Annotated in this window: 19 protein-coding genes; 6 read left to right on the forward strand and 13 right to left on the reverse strand. The window is 25.1% G+C overall.

What is annotated here, in order from left to right; all coding sequences use genetic code 11:
- Position 1 precedes the first annotated feature (1 nt).
- Complete coding sequence (locus tag D9T19_RS05630) at positions 2-1,561, forward strand: DUF8569 domain-containing protein (RefSeq protein ID WP_121627248.1); 1,560 nt, start codon at positions 2-4, stop codon at positions 1,559-1,561.
- A 21-nt stretch (positions 1,562-1,582) separates the two neighbouring features.
- On the opposite strand, the gene mqnE is transcribed toward D9T19_RS05630, so the two are convergent.
- The 5 genes from mqnE to D9T19_RS05655 are packed head-to-tail and all read right to left on the reverse strand — an operon-like array spanning position 1,583 to position 4,944.
- Positions 1,583-2,644, reverse strand: a complete 1,062-nt coding sequence (gene mqnE / locus D9T19_RS05635; protein WP_121627249.1) for an aminofutalosine synthase MqnE — start codon at positions 2,642-2,644, stop codon at positions 1,583-1,585.
- Positions 2,645-2,651: 7 nt separating this feature from the next.
- The gene (locus tag D9T19_RS05640) at positions 2,652-2,972 is read right to left on the reverse strand and encodes a hypothetical protein (protein WP_121627250.1); all 321 of its coding nucleotides are present in this window, start codon (positions 2,970-2,972) and stop codon (positions 2,652-2,654) included.
- Positions 2,962-3,615, reverse strand: a complete 654-nt coding sequence (locus tag D9T19_RS05645) for a carbonic anhydrase (RefSeq protein WP_121627251.1) — start codon at positions 3,613-3,615, stop codon at positions 2,962-2,964. Before D9T19_RS05645 ends, D9T19_RS05640 begins: the two co-directional genes overlap by 11 nt.
- Before the next feature lies 1 nt (position 3,616).
- Entirely contained in the window at positions 3,617-3,853 is a 237-nt protein-coding gene (locus D9T19_RS05650; RefSeq protein WP_121627252.1) for a hypothetical protein, read from the reverse strand.
- Positions 3,850-4,944, reverse strand: coding sequence for an aminotransferase class I/II-fold pyridoxal phosphate-dependent enzyme (locus D9T19_RS05655; RefSeq protein ID WP_205588691.1), 1,095 nt, complete (start codon positions 4,942-4,944; stop codon positions 3,850-3,852). Before D9T19_RS05655 ends, D9T19_RS05650 begins: the two co-directional genes overlap by 4 nt.
- Positions 4,945-5,186: 242 nt before the next feature.
- Between D9T19_RS05655 and D9T19_RS05660 the strand changes: the two genes are divergently transcribed.
- The 4 genes from D9T19_RS05660 to D9T19_RS05675 all read left to right on the forward strand — a co-directional run bounded on the left by D9T19_RS05660 (position 5,187) and on the right by D9T19_RS05675 (position 9,832).
- Positions 5,187-6,023, forward strand: a complete 837-nt coding sequence (locus D9T19_RS05660; RefSeq protein ID WP_121627254.1) for an AraC family transcriptional regulator — start codon at positions 5,187-5,189, stop codon at positions 6,021-6,023.
- The gene (locus D9T19_RS05665; protein WP_121627255.1) at positions 6,016-7,200 is read left to right on the forward strand and encodes a YbfB/YjiJ family MFS transporter; all 1,185 of its coding nucleotides are present in this window, start codon (positions 6,016-6,018) and stop codon (positions 7,198-7,200) included. Before D9T19_RS05660 ends, D9T19_RS05665 begins: the two co-directional genes overlap by 8 nt.
- Positions 7,201-7,266: 66 nt before the next feature.
- Positions 7,267-8,487, forward strand: coding sequence for a DUF2868 domain-containing protein (locus tag D9T19_RS05670; protein ID WP_121627256.1), 1,221 nt, complete (start codon positions 7,267-7,269; stop codon positions 8,485-8,487).
- Positions 8,480-9,832 carry a DUF3482 domain-containing protein gene (locus D9T19_RS05675; RefSeq protein ID WP_121627257.1) on the forward strand — a complete coding sequence of 451 codons (1,353 nt, stop codon included), beginning with the start codon at positions 8,480-8,482 and terminating at the stop codon, positions 9,830-9,832. The genes D9T19_RS05670 and D9T19_RS05675 overlap by 8 nt, the downstream gene beginning before the upstream one ends.
- Here D9T19_RS05675 and D9T19_RS05680 read toward each other — a convergent pair.
- From D9T19_RS05680 to D9T19_RS05700, 5 genes are all read right to left on the reverse strand, one after another.
- A complete protein-coding gene (locus D9T19_RS05680) occupies positions 9,829-10,161 on the reverse strand; it encodes a YraN family protein (protein ID WP_121627258.1) in 333 nt (110 codons plus the stop codon). The two genes, D9T19_RS05675 and D9T19_RS05680, sit on opposite strands and share 4 nt — an antisense overlap.
- A gap of 12 nt (positions 10,162-10,173) precedes the next feature.
- The gene (gene thiS / locus D9T19_RS05685) at positions 10,174-10,374 is read right to left on the reverse strand and encodes a sulfur carrier protein ThiS (RefSeq protein ID WP_121627259.1); all 201 of its coding nucleotides are present in this window, start codon (positions 10,372-10,374) and stop codon (positions 10,174-10,176) included.
- 12 nt (positions 10,375-10,386) lie between these two features.
- Positions 10,387-11,052 (reverse strand): response regulator transcription factor, encoded by a 666-nt coding sequence (locus tag D9T19_RS05690; RefSeq protein ID WP_121627260.1) that lies wholly within the window; start codon positions 11,050-11,052, stop codon positions 10,387-10,389.
- Between the two features lies 1 nt (position 11,053).
- Positions 11,054-12,064 (reverse strand): SAM-dependent methyltransferase, encoded by a 1,011-nt coding sequence (locus tag D9T19_RS05695; RefSeq protein WP_205588692.1) that lies wholly within the window; start codon positions 12,062-12,064, stop codon positions 11,054-11,056.
- 69 nt (positions 12,065-12,133) lie between these two features.
- Positions 12,134-12,850: an OmpA family protein gene (locus D9T19_RS05700; protein WP_121627261.1), complete on the reverse strand. Its 717-nt coding sequence runs from the start codon at positions 12,848-12,850 to the stop codon at positions 12,134-12,136.
- Between the two features lie 128 nt (positions 12,851-12,978).
- On the opposite strand from D9T19_RS05700, the gene pyk reads away from it, so the two are divergent.
- On the forward strand, positions 12,979-14,430 hold the full coding sequence (gene pyk / locus D9T19_RS05705) for a pyruvate kinase (RefSeq protein ID WP_121627262.1): 1,452 nt from the start codon (positions 12,979-12,981) through the stop codon (positions 14,428-14,430).
- A 20-nt stretch (positions 14,431-14,450) separates the two neighbouring features.
- Here pyk and D9T19_RS05710 read toward each other — a convergent pair whose 3' ends face one another.
- The 3 genes from D9T19_RS05710 to D9T19_RS05720 form a co-directional block, all read right to left on the reverse strand.
- The gene (locus D9T19_RS05710; protein WP_121627263.1) at positions 14,451-15,644 is read right to left on the reverse strand and encodes a TolC family protein; all 1,194 of its coding nucleotides are present in this window, start codon (positions 15,642-15,644) and stop codon (positions 14,451-14,453) included.
- The gene (locus D9T19_RS05715) at positions 15,616-16,806 is read right to left on the reverse strand and encodes an aspartate aminotransferase family protein (RefSeq protein ID WP_121627264.1); all 1,191 of its coding nucleotides are present in this window, start codon (positions 16,804-16,806) and stop codon (positions 15,616-15,618) included. The genes D9T19_RS05710 and D9T19_RS05715 overlap by 29 nt, the downstream gene beginning before the upstream one ends.
- Before the next feature lie 80 nt (positions 16,807-16,886).
- Positions 16,887-19,226: a fatty acid cis/trans isomerase gene (locus tag D9T19_RS05720; RefSeq protein ID WP_121627265.1), complete on the reverse strand. Its 2,340-nt coding sequence runs from the start codon at positions 19,224-19,226 to the stop codon at positions 16,887-16,889.
- Between the last annotated feature and the right edge of the window lie 46 nt (positions 19,227-19,272).

Genomic DNA, 19,272 nt, shown 5'->3' on the forward strand with positions numbered 1-19,272 from the left:
TATGTTTAATAAAGAATTTTTATACATCAATGCTATTAAATATGATACACAATTAAAGCTTGACTACAAGAAATTAAGCAATAATCAAATTATTGAAGCAAATAATTCAGTATTTTTAGTTAATGATGATATTCTTTCTTTTGATATTGCTCATAAATTAAATGCTTCGCAAAAAGAGATAACAAATACATATATCTCAACACTTCTTATAAGTGATACAACAAGACTTGTTCCTAAATCCATATCTTCTAAGTTAAAAGATTGTGAAATATCAGAATTTAACAATGAATTTGATATTGCTGTTTTAAAAACGACTTTATTTGAAACTAAAAATTACTTTGAAAAAACTGGTGTGGATTATATATATTCAGCTTTTCATATTTTAAATTTACACCTAGAGCAAAATATTTGTAAAAATCAATTACTAATTTTTCTATTTAATAATAAAGCATTTATATTAATTTTAGGTAATAATGGTTCAATTGTATTTAATAAAACTGCTGATTTACCTACTTTTGAATCTATAAAGAAAACTCATTTTTATGAAGATGATATTGCAGGTCAGAAACTTTTTGATGAAATTTATTATTTAGAATTAAATGAAATAATACATGATACACTTGATGATTTTTATGAAGAATCAAAAGATGTATTTATTGAAAAAATTGTAATTTTATATGCTTTAAAACAATTATCAAATGAATTGATTACACAATTAAGTGATGAATTACTTTTAGCTATTGATTATCACCCTGTTAATATTGATGAAGAAATTTTTGCATTAACAAAAGATAAACATTTGAAAAAGAGTTTTATTAAACCTAGAAAAAAAGCTAAAAAAACTAATTTTAATAATATATTTATTGCAATATTTTTTTTATTAGCATTTCTTACTATTTATAAATTATTTAATAATATAAATGAAACAAAAGAATCAACTACACCCCTTTTAAATAAATTCATTGACTTACCAGATCATGTAAATCTAAATGATAGAATTGAAAAACAAATAAAATCTATTTTTGATAGAATACCTTATGATATTGTCTTAAAAGATTTTAAACTTACTAAGGATTCTTTAGAGTTTAATGCTACATTATTAAATGATGATAGTTTTATTAAATCTGTTGAGCCTGCATTAAAAGATATTTATAATCAAGTAGATATTGAAATAGAAGATAAAAACAAAGATAAAAAGAATATGCTTGATGCCAAAATAATTGCTTCAAATGCTTTAAATTTAGAGGGTGTAGTTTATAAAACATATACTGATAAATATATAACAGATGAATTTATGCCTATAAGTAGAGTTAGTGAACAGTTAAAAATATTATTTCCTGAAAATACTATTATTAAATTTAATTCAAGTAGAAATGAAGATATTACAAAGTTTTATTATTCTATTAATATGTTAGTAAAAACTCCCACTGAATTATTTAGAACAATAGAAATGCTAAATAATGAACTTTATTCTATAAATGTAATGTATCCAATAAGAATGATAAAAACTATAAATGGTTTAGAAATAGAATTTAAATTGGTATTTAATCAATCTAAATAATAAAAGATAAACTAAAAACTTTTACCAAGTTTTTAGTTCATTATAAACAGAGTCTCTCTCAACTGGAATAAAACCAGTATTTTTAATTAAATCAACAAATTCTTTTACTGCAACACCTTTAGCACTAGTTGCTCCTGCCGCACTTTGAATTGATTCTTTCTCAATAGTACCATCTACATCATTTGAGCCAAATTCTTGAGCTATAAGTGCTAATTTAACAGTTGATGTAGCCCAATAAGCTTTTATATTAGGGATATTGTCTAAAACTATTCTAGCAATTGCATAAGTTTTTAGAATTTCTACACCAGTTAAAGGAGCATCAATTTTTAAGAAATTATTTTTAGTTTGATAAACAAGAGGAATAAAGGCATTAAAACCACCTGTTTCATCTTGTAAATCTCTTAATCTAATCATATGGTCAATTCTATTATCTCTACTTTCTATATGTCCAAAAAGCATTGTTGCATTACTTTGTTTTCCTGCTTTATGCCATGTTCTATGAATTTGTATCCATTGATCAGAAGTAACTTTTCCACCACATATTCTTTTACGAACTTTTTCATCAAAAATTTCAGCACCGCCACCTGGCATTGAATCAATTCCATGATCAATCATCATTGCGATTAACTGATCATAAGAAAGATTATATTCAGTACTTAAAAAGTGGATTTCAGCAGCTGTTAATGCTTTTACATGAATAGATGGAAAGTTTTCTTTTATCTTTTTAAATACATCCATATACCATTGTAAACCTGTCTTTGGATTATGTGCTGATACAATATGAACTTCTTTAATGTCATTTTTTAATGAAGTTCTAACAACTTCAAGAATTTCTTCATGAGTCATTGTATATTGTAATGGATTTTTTCTACTTGCACTATATGCACAAAATTGACATACATCTTTACAAACATTTGTTGGATTAATATGTCTATTTATATTAAAATATGTTTTTTTACCATGTTTTTGTTCTCTAATTTTATTTGCATATTTTGCAAGTACAAATAAATCCAAATCATAGAGTTTAATCGCATCTTCATAACTTAGCCGTTCGTTGTTTTCTAATTTTTCTATAATACTCATTTTATTCCTATTTACAATCAAGATCTTCACTATTTTTATTATATCTATCCATATGGATAAATCCAATACACGTTTTATTTAGATTTTTATCATAGAATCTAACTTTATATACTTTACTTTTATATCTAGTTTCTTTATCTTCAACTTTTAATTTATTTATAACCTCTAGATTTTTTATATCTTTATGACCTAATGTTACTAAAATTTCAGTAATTTTTTCTTCTTTTAAAGTTTTAAGTGTCATAAATACTGCGAAACCTGCTAATATTAAAACTATTATTATGATAATAGTTTTTTTTGGTAATTTTCTTACTTCATTATTTTTCATTAATATCTTCTATTAGTGGCATAAATGAACATTCTTCACCATCGTAATATTCTATAGTACCATCTTCAATTCTATAATACCAACCATGGATTTGTAATTCACCATTTTTAATTTTTCTTTCAACATCAGGAAAAGTAAGTAGATTTTCTAATTGATGTACTACAGAAATTCGCTCTGTTGCTCTATATAATTTTTCTTGATCACTTTTATCTTGGATTGCTAAAAGAGTATATTCTTTTGCTCTTTTCCCAAGTTCTAGCCATTTTTTTACGTGTATTAAATCAGGTGAATCACCAACATCATGATATAAACTTTTACATGCACCACAATGTGAATGTCCACAGATAATAATATGCTTAACCCCTAATACTGAAACTGCATATTCAATAGCAGCTGAACTACCATGGTAATCTTCATCAGGAGTATATGGAGGTACAAAATTCCCAACATTTCTTAAAATAAACATATCACCTGGTTCTGTATCAAGCATTAAATCAGGAGTAACTCTACTATCGCTACAACCAACAAAAAGTACATCAGGTCTTTGTCCATTTTCAACTAATTCTTTAATATTACCTTCAAATTTAGGAAAACTAACTTCTCTAAATTTCTTATTTCCTTTTACTAAATCATTTATTATCATTTTATTTTCCTATTTTGATTACTTTTTGAGATGTAGGAGTTATAATAGTAATTTTATTGATACTATCTGCTTCACTTAAATCAACTTCAATTTTATATTCAACTAAATAGTCAATTTTATGACATGAAAATAGTTTTGTATATGGTGACATCTCTAATACTTCACATTTCTTCATATTTATAGTAGTTTCTGCAAAAACTGCAGATAATGTAAGTAAACTTATTAATATAATTTTCATTTTAATTCCTTCAAAATTTTACATACTTTTATTAAATCATCTTCTTTTATATCTACTTTTGCAATAAGTCTAATAATTGCACTCTTAACTGTTGGTTGTCTAATTGCACCAACTAAATAAGATTTTTCTTGTAAAAGTGCTTGTATTTCTTTTACTCTTTTATTATCTCCTATATCTATAGGAATTATTAAACTATTTGATTTTATATCTAATAATTTGCTTATGATAGTTAAATTTTTATTTATCTTTTCTTTTAAGGCTTTCTTATTCTCTTTTATAAACTTTAAAGATTCTAATCCAAGTGCAATATCAAACAATGATGGGGCCGTTGAATAAATAATAGGTTTAGCCCGATTTATTAAAAAGTCTACAATTTGGTTAGATGCTAAAATATACGCACCGTAAGAACCATAGGCTTTTCCTAATGTTCCCATCTTAATATGATATTTTGTTGGTTTTATTTTATAATAGTCAAATATTCCAAGTAAATTGTCTCCAATAACTCCGCTACTATGAGCTTCATCTACTATTAGTAATGCTTTATATTTTTGAGTAATATCAAAGAATTCTTTAGGTGCCAAATCTCCACCCATCGAATAAACACCTTCAATTGCTACTATATTTCTTCCAGTTCTTTTATTTTCTAGGATTTTATTTTCTAAATCATTATAATCATTATGATTAAACACAATAACTTGTTCAGGTTTTAAAAGTTTTGTTGCAAGTATTCCACTAGCGTGATATTCTTCATCAATAAATAAAGTATCATTTTTTCTACATAATGCTTCAATCATTGAAATATTAGCAAGAAAACCAGAACCAACTGTTACTGCAGCTTCAAAGTTATTAGCTTTACATAAGGCATCTTCAAAATCTTTATGAATTTGATTATAACCATTTACTAACATTGATGCTTTGGGACTTGTATATTGTTCTTCAAGGACTCTTTCATATGCTTTTTTAAAAATATCTTTATTTGTAGATAATCCTAAATAGTCATTTGAAGCTAAGTCAATTATTGATTTAGCAAATACTTCACGAGTTCTAAAACGGTTTGATTTTTTAATAGATGATAGTTCTTTTGAATACAAAAAGTTCTCCATAAGTGTTTAGCAATGGTAACGAAAGATTACTAAATAAAAGTTGAATAATTTAAAAGTAATTATTATGCTAGTTTAATGCTATTAATAGTAGTTATACTCTTTTCACTAATTTTTATATATAATCCAAAATAAAAGGTGAAAGTTTGATTAAAATCTTTCTTTCTCTTTATATAATGCTAATAGCAATATTTTCCAAGACTTTTAAATATTAATTTATGTAAGATACTCAAATGATGAAAAATAATAATAGAATTTTTAAAATAAAAGAACTTCCTTTTATAGAATTAAAATATAGTACAACTTTTTATGAATGTTCACAAAAACATTATCACAATATGATATGTATTTTAGCTTTAAAAAAAGGTAGTGCAAAATATATTGTAAATGAAAAAGAGTTAATTTTAAAGAAAAATAAGTTAATCGTAATTAATCCAAATGAAGTACATTATTCTATTTGTGATAAAAAAAATGAAGATTATTATGTAATTTATATAGATAGAAATTGGTATAAAACCTTACAAAATCAAATATTTAATTCAAAAGACATAATTGCATTACCTAATATAATAGAAGATTTGAATATAAATCAAGAATTTTTTGAATTATTTAATATTTTACGAGATAACAATGATGTTATAGAAAAAGAGTTAAAGGTATTTAATTTTTTTAAAAATATCTTTAATAAATATATTGAAGAAAAGATATTTTTAAAAATTGATGAAACTACTAAAATTGCAAAAGAGTTTAAAGAATATATTGAAGAAAATATATCTTCAAAATTAACTTTGTCAAAAATTGCAAAAAAATTAAATGTAAGTCCTTATCATATTATTAGAATTTGTAATCAAGATTTTGGCTTATCGGCAAATGCGTATATAGTTAATAAAAGAGTTCATAGAGCAAAAAAATTAATTAGCGATGGTGTTGATATTTCCCAAGCTGCTGTTGACGTTGGTTTTTATGATCAAAGTCATTTAACAAATGTTTTTAAAAAAGTTTTTGCTTTAACACCAAAAGCTTATCAAAATGATATACAAATAAGTATAAAAAAGGGTAGAGATGAATAGTTTAAATTTATTAGATAGAAATAAAAATTTTAATATTTTATTAGCAGGAATTATAGGGCTTTTTATTGGTGTTGGAGTGGCAAGATTCTCTTATACGTCTCTTTTACCTTCAATGTTAGGAGATGAGACTTTATCTTTAACTTTTTCAGGAGTATTGGCATCTTTAAATTATGTTGGTTATTTGGGTGGATCAATTTTTGCAATTTTCATAAAAGATATAAATACTAAAGTTAAATATTTTCGTATAGGAATAGTCCTTTGTATTTTGACAACTTTAATTATGGGTATTACAACTAATGAAATATTATGGATAATTGGTAGAATTATTGCTGGGTTTGGTGCTGCAATGGCATTAGTCGTTGGTGCTGCTATTGTTATGACAAAACTAAATTATAATGATAAAACAAAAGCAATGGGAATATATTTTTCAGGAATTGGGGGTGCTTTAGCCTTATCTGATATTATAAGTAGATATGTATTATCTATTTCTTCATGGCAAACTTCATGGATTGTTCTTACGATTATTGGTACACTTGTGACATTTTATCCTTTATATATATTATCTTTTGATAAAAAAATTAATGCACATAATGAAAAACATCCAATAAACAAATCTTTATTTTCACCTTTTGTTGTAATTTTAATCGCTGCATATTTTACAGAAGGTGTTGGTTTTGTAATTCAAGGTACTTTTCTTCCTACAATTTTAAAATCAATTCCAGGATTAGAAACAGTTGCTGGATTATCTTGGCTTCTTGTAGGACTTGCAGGAATTCCTGCTGCTATTATTTGGATGAAATTAGCACATAAATATGGAAGTGTTAATGTAATTATTATTGCAATGTCTATTCAAATTGTTGGTATCTTAATACCTACTATGACTACAAATATGTACTTAAATCTTTTTTGTGGAATATTATATGGAGGAACATTTACAGGACTTGTAGCATTGTTTATGAATCTTGGTGGAAAACTTGCAGGGAAAAATCCAGTTATGTTAATGGGCGCTTTAACAACTGCTTATGGAATAGGGCAAGTAACAGCCCCTCTTTATGCAGTAAGTTTAACTCAATGGACTGGAAACTATGACTATGCATTATACTTAACAGCTGTAATAGTTTTATTTGGAGTAGTATTACTTTTAGGAGCAAAAAAATTTAAAAGTTATGTTTCTTAAATTAATTAAGTATTAAATGTTAAAATAATATATATAATATGTGTTTTAACATTTAAAAGGAAAGAAATGAACTTAAGTGTATATATACGAAGAAGAAAAAACTTAAGTGATTTAGACTTAATTGATTTATCCAAAAGTAAGTATAACAAAGAAAAAGATGATTATAAGAAATTAATAAAAATTTCAGATGATTTAAATAAAAATAAAAATCAGGAAATATTCAAGTATATTTATTTTTTTATACCTATTATTTTGTCATTAATTTTGTCTTTAGGATATGTAGATAAAAGTACTAATCAAATCAATATTTTATTTTTTATATTAGTGATTATTATCATACCTTTTGGATTAATGACTATTTCACTTGTAGGTATTCTATATAAAAGAAGTTCAAATTCATGTTTTAGTTTTATTACAGAAAAAATACAAGATGAAATTGTAAAAGAAGGAATAAAAAAAGTTTCTTGCTTTTATTTACAAGGTATATCTATTATTTTTTCAGTTTTATCTATAGTTATATTATTGTTTTTAACAGCAATTGAAAGTTATAAATTTTATTTTGCAACTACATGGCTTAGTAATAATTTCTTTACTTCTATAATAGATTTTTTTTCCTATCCAATAAAAATGATTTTTCCAGGTCTTATTCCTAGTCATGAATTAATAATTGAATCATCTAAAAATGCCAGTAGTAATTCTATTTGGTTATGGTTTCTTATTAGTTTGCTTGTTTTTTGGATTTTAATACCTCGAACAATAAGTTTGATTCTTGCTTTTTATTTTTCACAAAAGGCACTAAAAAATTCTTTTTTATATAATAGTAAATCAAAAAGAATATTAGAATATCTTAAGCCAAAAATCACAACTACAGATTATGAAAAAGAAGAAATTTACAACTCTTCTTTGAAAAGAAAAAATGGTAGTATTGATATAAAAAATACAAAGGAACAAATGGAATCTAAGTATTCAAAAATTTTACTTTATTCATTAAATGAAAATGCAATAAATGCAATAAAAAATGATGAAAGATATCTAAATATTGATATTGAAAGTTATCATAGAAATATGAATTTTAAAGATTTTACTTCTAATGTTTTAATTATAATAAATGTCCAAAGTTCACCTAAAATGATAGCTATAAATATGATGAGAAAATTAAGCCATTGTTCTTTATATTTATGTTTTGTAGATGATAATGGATCAGAAGTTTTTGAAGATTCAAATATATTAGAGTGGAAAAGATTTTTAAAAGAAAAAGAGATAAATATTGAGCTTCCAAATGAATAATAATTTAAAAATAGCAATTATAGGTGATCCAAATAAAGGAAAGAGTAGTTTAGTTTCAACTCTTGCCTATGATGATAATATTAAAATATCAAGTAAATCAGGAGAAACAACTATTTCAAAATGTTTTCCTTTAAAAATTGATGATGAAATAATCTATGAATTATATGATACTCCTGGCTTTGATAATTATGAAGAATTATTAGATTTTAATGATGAAAATAAAGATAAATATACTGATTTTGACTCTTTATTAGAAGCTTTTATAAAAAAATATGAAAATAATGAAGAGTATAAGAAAGATATTGAAATCTATAAAATCCTAAGACAAAAGCCTATTATTCTTTATTTAATAAATAGTTCTGAATCATATAGAAGTGAATATCAAAGCCAAATAGATATTATTACAAAGACAAATCTTCCTTCTTTTGCTATTTTTAATCAAATAGGAGAAGAAGATAATAAACATACTTGGGAAAGTATTACAAAGCTATATTTTATTGATTCTTTAGATTATAATGTATTAAATTCTTCTTTTAAAGATAAGATAAGATTATTAGAATCAATGAAATTAAAAATAGAAGATAGTAAAATTAAAGAACAACTAAGTCATTCTATTTTAATTTTAAATAAAGACTTTCAAAGAAGAATAAAATTTACTTTTGAAGAATTAGTAGATAGTTTTTATAAAATAATTACATATAAAAAAGAGTTTACATATACAAAGAATTCTCAAAATCATAAAAATGATTTTTTTAAAGATATAAAAAAACAAGAAGATAAATTTTATAATATTATTGCAAAAGAGTGGGGTTTTTATAATTTAAATAGTGATATTCAAAAGCTAAAAAGAATAGAAATAGATTCAGAGAATTTTACTAAAATCTTTGGTCTTCCTAAATCTACATTAATTGCAATTGCAACTTCTTTGGGTGCTGTTTCAGGTGGTTCTATTGGATTTGGTGTTGATTTATTTGGAAGTATGGGCCTTGGTACTTTATTAGGTTCTGGAATAGGTGCAATTTCTGCTGGGACTGCATCATTAATTGGAACAGAATTAATAAGCAAAAAAACAAAAGGCTTTGGAGTAAAAGAACAAACTGTTTATGGTCCTATTACAAATTTGAATTGGAGAATGTCTTTATTTACAAAGTTATATCTTTTTTCTGAATTAATTGCGCAAAGATCTCATGCAAATAGAAGTGATTTTAAAAATCAAGATAATGCAGAAGAAATTTTTGATGACAAAAAAGAAATTTTAAAACTTGCTAAAAAAAATAGTGATACTAATAAAAAAGAGTTAATGCTTATTCTTGAAAAGACTTATGAAAGAAGGCAAAAAAATTAAAGTGTAATATTTTCAAGTAAATCAATATTAGTAGGTGTAACTATTATGGCATCAATACAATAAGCAACATTTAGTTTTTTAATTTGTAAATAGTAGTTAAGGCTTCTTTTTATTTTAGATAATTTTGAAGGTGTTATATTATTAATAGCACTTTCATAGTCATTTCCTGATTTAACTTCACAAAAGTGATAGATATTATTCTTTACTGCAATAATATCTATTTCACCTAATTTTTTAGCATAAAAATTATGTTCAATTATTTTGTAGCCTAAATCTTCTAAATAAGATATAGCTCTTTTTTCTGCTTCATCGCCTTTATGTTTACTCATAAAAATTTATTCTCAACCACCACCAACGAATTGAAGTAATTCAATTTTGTCGTCATTTTTTGGAATAAAATCATTCCAAGTATCTTTTTTTACTATTTCCATATTAACAGCAGCTGCCATTACTTTATCTCCAATTTCTAAGTTTATCATTATTTGTTGTAGTGAAAAAGTATCATCAAAACTTTTATTTTCACCATTTATTATTAATTGCATTTAATACCTTTATTATTCTTTTTCATATTCAATCATGTATCCAAGACCTCTTATATTTATAATAAAATCTTCATGTAATACTTTTTTTAGTCTATTAACTTCTGCTCTAATTGTTGCATTATCAATATCATTATCTTGCCATACAAACTCTCTAAACATATCATAATTAACAGTTGAATTTCTATATCTTGCAAGAAGTTGAATAATTTGTATTTGTCTTTTTGTAAGAGTTTGTGCCATATTATTATACAAAAGAGTTAAAGTATTTGAGTTGAAACTATATTTAGAAGAAAGTTTTTTATTTTGTTTTGGAACAATTTGTGACTGTGTAATTTTATTTATACGTAAAGTAAGCTCTTTAAGATGAAAGGGTTTTTTCAAATAATCATAACATCCAAGTTCAAATGCTCTTGAGATTTCTTCAATATCTATAAGTGCAGATATAAAAATAGTTGGAACAAGAATACTTCTTCCATGTAATGTTTCTAATACTTCAAATCCATTTATATCAGGTACATTAATATCTAATATTAATAGTTCAAATTGATTTTCTTCTTCTAGAATTCTAAGACAATTTCTTCCATCTCGTACAGTTCTTACTTCATGATTTGTTGATTGAAGATATTGAGTAATTGATCTATTTAGCATTACATCATCTTCTAATAGTAAAATTCTCATATTAACTCCGTTTTACATTTAAAATTTTAAATCTATCTCCCATACCAGTTGGTTCTAGTAATGTTTTAACTTTTTGTGTTTGTCTAAGATAGCTTGACTCGTTTACATTTGCTTTTAAAATTTCTAGCAATTCAATGATTCCAAATTCTACTAAAGCTTTTAATTGAGTATTAAAAACAATATTATCTATATTGTTATTTTTGAAACAATCACGTAAATGATTAAAATGCACATCATATGTTATATCAGATTTTTTATATAATTTTTTTAGGTCTAAATCTTCTTCAAATATTGGATATACCTCATGCTTTTCATAAACTCTTGTAGAAAAGTCATTTCTTGGGTATCTATCTCCATAATCAAAAGTTAAAAATTCAAAACTTTTTATATTTTTACAAAGTGTATTAATAAACTCTTCATATCCAATTCCCATTTCACCTTTTGTAATTTGATATTTTTTACAATGATTTATTATTTTTTCATCAACACAATCAATAAACTTGATTTTGTGATTTTCTACAAAGGCTTGTTGTAAAATATTTTTATCATTTGTATAAACTAATTCACATGAAAACGCATCAAATATTTCATTTGCTAATACAAAAGCATTGTCAAGTTTAACTTCACTTAAATGATCATAATGTTTTAATTTGATTATATCACCAAATGATTCTTTTATATATTCTTTTTGTTTTTCTTGAAGCTTAGGAAATCTTTCTACAATACTGAAATTTAAAGTATCAAGAAGTTCAGGTTTAAGAGTATAAATAAATTGAATTACATCAGCTAACAAATATCCATGATGCGCACCAATTTCTAATATTGTAGTATTTTTGGGTAAAAATCCACTTTCTATTGTTTGTATAATTTTTTTTGCAATTGCTCCACCAAAAAATGATGAAGTAGAAACAGATGTAAAAAAATCACCATCTTTCCCTATTTGTTTATATGTAGCATAATAGCCATCATTTCCATACAGCCATTCATTAAAGTATTCACTAAATTTTATCATTGTTAATTATAGCAAAATTTGATTGAGTAGATAAAGAAAGCGAGGGTGTAAATAAAAAGATTTCTCTTTTTATTTACACGTATCAATTACTGATTCTTGATTTGGATATAAATAAACTTCAACTCTTCTATTTAGGGCCATATTAGTAGCATTATTATTAGGAGCTATAGGTTTATCAAAAGAACAACCTTTTGAGAAAATTTGATTTTGTACACCTGAATTATAAATAATATTACCAACATTTGAAGCTCTTTGTTCTGATAATGTTTTATTATAAGAATGAGTACCTCTACTATCTGTATGCCCCGTTACTTGAACTAAGGTATTTGGATATTTTTCAAGTACACTTGTTACTTTTAAAATTTTAGAATTTGCACTCATAGTTGGTGTTGCTGAATTTGTTTCAAACATCATGGCATCTCTAAACATAATTTTTACGTAATTATCTGTATTTGATACAATTAAGTCTTGATTTGGGTCTAATGCTGCATTTGGATTATTATTAACATTTGTATCTAAACTGTTAGCAACTTCTTTTGCTTGTTGGTCTAAATTATAACCAATAGCTCCACCAATAGCAGCACCTGCTACTGCGCCAATTACTTTATTTCTACTTTTACTTCCACCACCTATATTATTTCCTAGAGCAATTCCTGCAAGTGCTCCTAATGTTGTACCTATAATTGCACTTTGATTATTATCTATTGTTTGATTTCCTGTTTTTGTGGCACAACCACTAATCATAGCTGCTGCAACAATTGAAGATATCATTAATTTTATTTTCATTTAATTATCCTTAATATGAATATTGGGGTATTTTACCATATCATTGTGAAATATTTGTTATACAATTTAGTAATTAATATGTAATAAATTTGTGTTATAATAATGATAAATTAATTAAGGAATTGTATATGGATAAAAGAACAAAAATATTAGCAACTTTAGGCCCAGCAAGCCATAGCCTTGAAATAATTGAAGGATTAATTAAAGCAGGTGCAAACATGTTTAGACTAAACTTTTCACATGGAAGTCACGAATATCACTTAAATACTTTAAATAATATTAGAACTGCAATGAAGAATTTAAATACAACTGTAGGTATATTACAAGATATCTCAGGACCAAAAGTAAGAGTTGGTGATTTAAAAGAACCTTTTGAACTATTAAGAGGTGATATTGTTACTTTTCAAAAAGATGAGATTGTAGGATATAAAAAAGCTGATAAAGAGTATGTTGTATCAATAAATTATCCAGATATTTTAAAAAAAGTAAAAATTGATGAATATATATATCTTTATGATGGAACTATTAGAGCAAAAGTTATTCAAGTTGAAGGTGAAGTAAAAGCTAAAATAGAAAATCATGGAATACTAAGTTCTAGAAAAGGTGTAAACTTCCCAAATACAGTAATTGATATTAATGTAATTACAAAAAAAGATGAGAAAGATATTGCGTGGGGTGTTGAAAACCATGTAGATTATTTTGCTATTTCATTTGTACAAAATGGAAGTGATATGCAAAGAGCTAGAAAACTTTTAAATGGATATAAAGGAAAATTAATTGCTAAAATTGAAAAATTTGATGCAGTTGAAAATATTGATGAAATTATAGAAGCTAGTGATGGATTGATGGTTGCAAGGGGAGATTTAGGTATTGAAGTTCCTTATTATGATGTTCCAACAATCCAAAAAATGCTTATTAAAAAAGCAAATACTGTAGGTATGCCTGTAATTACAGCAACTCAAATGCTTTTATCAATGACTGAAAATGAGAGAGCTACAAGAGCTGAAATATCAGATGTTGCTAATGCTGTATTAGATGGAACTGATGTTGTAATGCTTTCTGAAGAAAGTGCAGTAGGGGAAGACCCAATAAATGTTGTTGATACTATGAGTAATATTATTTCAAGAACTGAAGATATTTATAATTATAATAAACAAGATAAATTTCCATATTTGGATAAATTTGATGTTATTCAAGCAACTGTTACAAAATTAGCAGATGATTTAAATGCTAAAGGTATTTTAGCACTTACAAGTTCAGGGAAGTCAGCTATTAAAATGTCAAGATATAGACCAAAAACACCAATCTTCGCATTTACACATAAGAAAAAAATATTAAATTCTCTTACAGCAATTTGGGGTGTTCATCCTGTTGGTACAATTAAAGAAGCGCAAGCTTCAAAAATGTTTCAAAAAATGTTAGTGTTATTAGATGAAAAAGGTTTATTAGAAAAAGAAGGACCTTATGTAGCAACTGTAGGTTATCCTGTTGGAATGCCTGGAAGTACTAATACTATTAAAATATTAACTGCTTCAGAAATTGAATATTATTTAAATTTTAAAGAGAAAAAATCTAAATAGTAATATTGTATGTAAAACTTTTATTTAAGTTTTACATACATATCTAGTAAAGTTAATTGTCTATCAATCTCGTAAGTTTTCAAATCTATTGATTTTATTTTTTGAGAGTTTTGTAGTGTTTCTAAATCACTTTGTGTTTTTAGTTGAGCTTCTTTTTCTTCATTTATAATTTTTAAGATTGAATCATAAACTTCTAAATCATCTCTTGTAATTTGTAATCTTTCATTAATCATATTGATTTTATCTATACTAGTTTTGAAAAATATTTTTTCATCTGTAAGTGTATTTTGTAAATCTAATTTAGATTTTAGATAATCAATTTTTTTACTTTCAATATCATTAAAAGTTCTTGTATCAAATGGTACAGATACAGTTAATCCAAATGTTTGATTATTTTCCTTATCTAAGCTTGTATTATCATCTGTATCATGATATTTAGAATAAGTATAATAAGCATTTACACTTGGTAAATACTTGGCTTTTGTCATATAAGCAAAATTACCTTTTTTTGTGATATCTGCTTTTGCTTTTTTTATTTCTATATTATTTTCAAGATATTCTTCTTTTGAAAATAGCTTAAATGTTGGTAGTTTAAAAGTAGTATATTCTTTTGATGAAATAGCATTAAAATTATTAATTAATTCTTGTTTTGAATATTTTAAATCAACTAAAGAATTTTTTGTACTATTTAGTGTTAAAAGAGCATCATCTAAAAATGATGCATCTAGAAATCCATTTAGTACTTGTTCTTTTTTTCTTTCAACATCAATTTTTGCATTTTCTAGAGTATATTTTGCTTTTTTTATATTAAGTTTAGTTTTTTCAATATTAAATAAAAGATTTACAGCTTTTTTGATTAATTCTTTTTGTTCTTGTTGAATTTCTAATGATGCATAGTTATATGTTGATTGGGCATATTTTATAGCTTGATAAATTCCACCACTTTGGAAAATTGGTTGATCTATAGAAATTACAGATTTTGATGTTTTGTAATCTTCACCTAAATTTTTTGTATATTTATATGTGATTGGGTTTATCCAATCTTTTTTTAATTTGGAACTGTCTTCTTTTATTTGTTCTTTTGATAAATCAAATGTCTTCTTTCTAGGTTCTGATAATATTGAATTATCATTTAGAATATCTGAAGCAAAAAGGTTTGTGAAGATTAAACTACATAATAGTAGTTTAACCTTGCTTGATTTTATTAAGTGCATTTTCTAACCTTTTAAAACCTTCATTCATTTCTTCTTTTGAAATTGTTAATGCAGGAAGGAATCTTAGTGTATTTTGTCCAGCTTTTAATACTAACACTCCATACTCAAAAGCAGTTTTAATAATAAGGGCTAATGTTTGGGCATCTTTTACTCTAAGACCTCTCATTAATCCTAATCCAACATTTGCTGTAAAAAGGTCTTTATTATTTTCATAAATTGCATTTAATTTTGAATTAAAATAGATAATAGTTGCATCTAAACTTCCATCATCTTTTATTTCTTCTAAAATATCTAAAACTTCAAGTGCAGCTGCTGTTACTAAATAGTTTCCACCAAAAGTAGAACCGTGATCACCAGGAGAGAATATGTCTTTATGAGTTGTCATAATTGCACCAATTGGAACACCACCACCTAAACCTTTTGCTAAAGTTACAATATCTGGTTTGATTTCATAAAGATTTGAAGCTAAGAACTCACCCGTTCTGTATACACCTGTTTGAACCTCATCAATGATTAATAATACATCTTGTTCTTTTAAAAATTTTGCTAACTTTTGAATTTCTTTTTTATCAAAAGGTTGAACTCCACCTTCTCCTTGAACTAATTCAATCATAACTGCAACTGTTTCATCATCAATTGAAGTATAAATATCTTGAATACTATTAAGATGAGAAAAACCATCAGGATATGGAGAAAAGTTTGGAGTATGCATAGCATCTTGACCAGTTGCTTTTACTGTTGTTATTGTTCTCCCATGAAAAGAGTTAGTTAATGTAATTACTTTATATTTTTTCTCTTTAAAATGTGTTTCACCATATTTTCTAGCTATTTTAATAGCTCCTTCATTTGCCTCAGCACCACTATTTGCAAAGAATGTTCTAATATCCATATCTGATAACTCACTTAATCTTTTTGCTAAAAGTGCTTGTGGTTCAATTGCATAAAGGTTTGAAATATGAGTAATATTTGATACTTGTTCATATATTTTATCTGCAACTCTTTTATTACCATGTCCTACACTAACAACAGCAATTCCTGCTGTGAAATCTATATAGTCTTTATCATTTTCATCAAAAAGTGTTGCATTTACACCTCTTTTAAAATTAACATAGTTTCTTGCATAAGTATGTAATACATACTCTTTATCAATTTGTTCAATCATTTTGTTTCCTAATTTTTATATACGTATTTTTAACTTTTAAATAGATTATATCAAAAATATTTAAACGATTTATTAATACATTAATTATTAATTGCTTTGCTTAAATATCTATTTAAATCCATTAGACCATAATTTAAACTATCTTGCTTTTTAAATTCACTATTAAACCAATCAAAACTAACCCAAAACTTTGGATTAGCTCTATTTATTACATACTTTAAAATCTTTTTATTATCACTTGGCGTATCTTGATAATTCTTTATAAGATTAAAAAATTCACTTAAATCATCTTGTTTTACTTCTACATACATATTTGGATAAGAACCTACAAATCCTTTTATATAATTTACTGTATCTTTTGAAGAATCAAGCCTTGATTCTTCATCAAATAATAAAGCAACATTTTTATGCCATCTATTAATTATCATAGAATAAACTAAATTTTCTTGATTATTCATTTTAATTCTAATGTGTGCAAGATTAGCTTTGGAATCTGTAAAAGCTTTTATTATCTCTGATGAATTAGGAGTAGTTAATGATTTAAAAGTCTCTTCTATTTCTTCTTTTGAATTATATACTTTTTTAATCTCAGAATTTTTATAATTTTCTTCAATAAAGTTTATAGAATCTTTTTTAATATCTAAGTAATCAAATATATCTTTTACAAATTCTTCTTTATAATCACTTGTAGTATATTTTATAGGACTTTGCATTGATGATGGTACATAAACACTTAATTGTGATGCTAACCAACCTTCATACCAAGAATTAAAATATTTTTTTCTTGATTCTTTTGGTAAATATTCCAAGAAGTTACTTTCACCTTCAATTCTAAGTCTATCCATATGCGTTCTAACCATTAATTGATGAGCTGTATTTCCAAATACATTAAATCCTGCTACTAGTGAATAATAAATTCTTTCTAATAATGGATAATCAATTACCCATAAAGTTTTAGGAATATTTCCTAATGCACCTTTAAGTACAGATGCTGAATCAAAGTGTCTATATACTGTAAGTATAGAATCATTTTTATTATCTGTATCTTTTTTATTACCTTTCCAAATAGAGTTTATATCTAATCCATTTGGATAATACTGTTTATATATCTTAGATTTATTAATTTCATACTTTTTAGCTAATTCATAATTATCTAAAATAGATGTTGTTTTTAAAATACTTGGGTTTTCTCCATATTGATTAGGGATAAATAAATTTTTGATATTATCGTGTAAATAAAATCTATCTTGTAATGATACATCATATTTAGGGTCTAAGAACATAACCCAAAAATGATCTTGTATTACATTTAGTGCAATTTGTCCTTTACAAACAGGACCTCTAATAAAATTCATAATAATATAATGAACATCATCAAGTAAAAACTCATATCTACTTTTTGCAGGAATTTGCTCAAAAACTTCTAAAGCATTTGCAGTTATATTAGAATTATAACTTGCAAGATATGGTTTTACATCCCATTTTTTATTTATAAATAACTCTTTATATCTTGATAGTTTTTTATTATTGAGCTTATAAACCATATGTGTTTTATGAACAATTGTAGATTCTATCTTTCTAAATCTATAAAAAAATTCACCTTCTATATTGTCATATGGGAATTTTGTAGCAATAATCTGTACATCTTTTCCACTTGGAGTTTTTGAACGAACTAATTCATAGAAGTTTTTACTTTTATCATCAAAAGATATATGTGCTAAAAATAGATGCTCATAAATATATCTAGCACTTACTTTATGTTTTATATCTTTATTATTAAAAAACTCTTCAAATTTTGATATTTGTATTTGTTCATCTTTTGGAATAATATTTTTAGGAGTGTCATCTTTATATCCTTGTTTTAACCAAGTCATAAGAAGATTATACTCTTTTTTTTCTAGTGCAGGAAAACCATAAGGCATTCCTTTATGTGGATTATCATCAAAAAATTCTGCTAATTCATCTTTATCTTTTGAACAAGTTACTTCATCAGTTTCAGGCGAATATTCACCAATATTTAAAGGATTCTTATCTTTTTGGAAAAGATATTGCATCATAATTGATTCTTTTGAATCCTTTAAATCATTTGTAACAGAAAAGAAACCTTTTTCTCTCCATTGTTTTTCGTTTATTGCATCTGTAAATAATCTTGTAGGATTTGCTGCACTTAATCTATTTGCATAAATATCTTCTTTTGAACCACCTCTTTGTAAACCTTCAAAAGATGAAAGTTTTAATTGACAAGGAGAGTTGTAACAAGAGTGACAAGAAACGCATCTCTTATCTAGTATGGGTTTGATTTCATTTACAAATGATATTTCTTTGTTTACAGTTTCAAACTTAATAGGTTCAAGAGGTTTAATAGAACAAGCTGTAAAAAGAAGTGTAATAACAAATAGTAAAAGTAAGTGTAGTTTCATATAATTTTTTCCTAATATAAAGTTATTCATTATACATAATTCTTCT

Origin of the sequence: Poseidonibacter antarcticus (genome assembly GCF_003667345.1) — a bacterium.
Classification (GTDB): domain Bacteria; phylum Campylobacterota; class Campylobacteria; order Campylobacterales; family Arcobacteraceae; genus Poseidonibacter; species Poseidonibacter antarcticus.

Coding starts and splice junctions, on each gene's coding strand:
- D9T19_RS05630 (WP_121627248.1), top strand. CDS start 2: ATGTTTAATAAAGAATTTTTATACATCAATGCTATTAAATATGATACA.
- mqnE (WP_121627249.1), bottom strand. CDS start 2,644: ATGAGTATTATAGAAAAATTAGAAAACAACGAACGGCTAAGTTATGAA.
- D9T19_RS05640 (WP_121627250.1), bottom strand. CDS start 2,972: ATGAAAAATAATGAAGTAAGAAAATTACCAAAAAAAACTATTATCATA.
- D9T19_RS05645 (WP_121627251.1), bottom strand. CDS start 3,615: ATGATAATAAATGATTTAGTAAAAGGAAATAAGAAATTTAGAGAAGTT.
- D9T19_RS05650 (WP_121627252.1), bottom strand. CDS start 3,853: ATGAAAATTATATTAATAAGTTTACTTACATTATCTGCAGTTTTTGCA.
- D9T19_RS05660 (WP_121627254.1), top strand. CDS start 5,187: ATGATGAAAAATAATAATAGAATTTTTAAAATAAAAGAACTTCCTTTT.
- D9T19_RS05665 (WP_121627255.1), top strand. CDS start 6,016: ATGAATAGTTTAAATTTATTAGATAGAAATAAAAATTTTAATATTTTA.
- D9T19_RS05670 (WP_121627256.1), top strand. CDS start 7,267: ATGAACTTAAGTGTATATATACGAAGAAGAAAAAACTTAAGTGATTTA.
- D9T19_RS05675 (WP_121627257.1), top strand. CDS start 8,480: ATGAATAATAATTTAAAAATAGCAATTATAGGTGATCCAAATAAAGGA.
- D9T19_RS05680 (WP_121627258.1), bottom strand. CDS start 10,161: ATGAGTAAACATAAAGGCGATGAAGCAGAAAAAAGAGCTATATCTTAT.
- thiS (WP_121627259.1), bottom strand. CDS start 10,374: ATGCAATTAATAATAAATGGTGAAAATAAAAGTTTTGATGATACTTTT.
- D9T19_RS05690 (WP_121627260.1), bottom strand. CDS start 11,052: ATGAGAATTTTACTATTAGAAGATGATGTAATGCTAAATAGATCAATT.
- D9T19_RS05695 (WP_205588692.1), bottom strand. CDS start 12,064: ATGATAAAATTTAGTGAATACTTTAATGAATGGCTGTATGGAAATGAT.
- D9T19_RS05700 (WP_121627261.1), bottom strand. CDS start 12,850: ATGAAAATAAAATTAATGATATCTTCAATTGTTGCAGCAGCTATGATT.
- pyk (WP_121627262.1), top strand. CDS start 12,979: ATGGATAAAAGAACAAAAATATTAGCAACTTTAGGCCCAGCAAGCCAT.
- D9T19_RS05710 (WP_121627263.1), bottom strand. CDS start 15,644: ATGCACTTAATAAAATCAAGCAAGGTTAAACTACTATTATGTAGTTTA.
- D9T19_RS05715 (WP_121627264.1), bottom strand. CDS start 16,806: ATGATTGAACAAATTGATAAAGAGTATGTATTACATACTTATGCAAGA.
- D9T19_RS05720 (WP_121627265.1), bottom strand. CDS start 19,226: ATGAAACTACACTTACTTTTACTATTTGTTATTACACTTCTTTTTACA.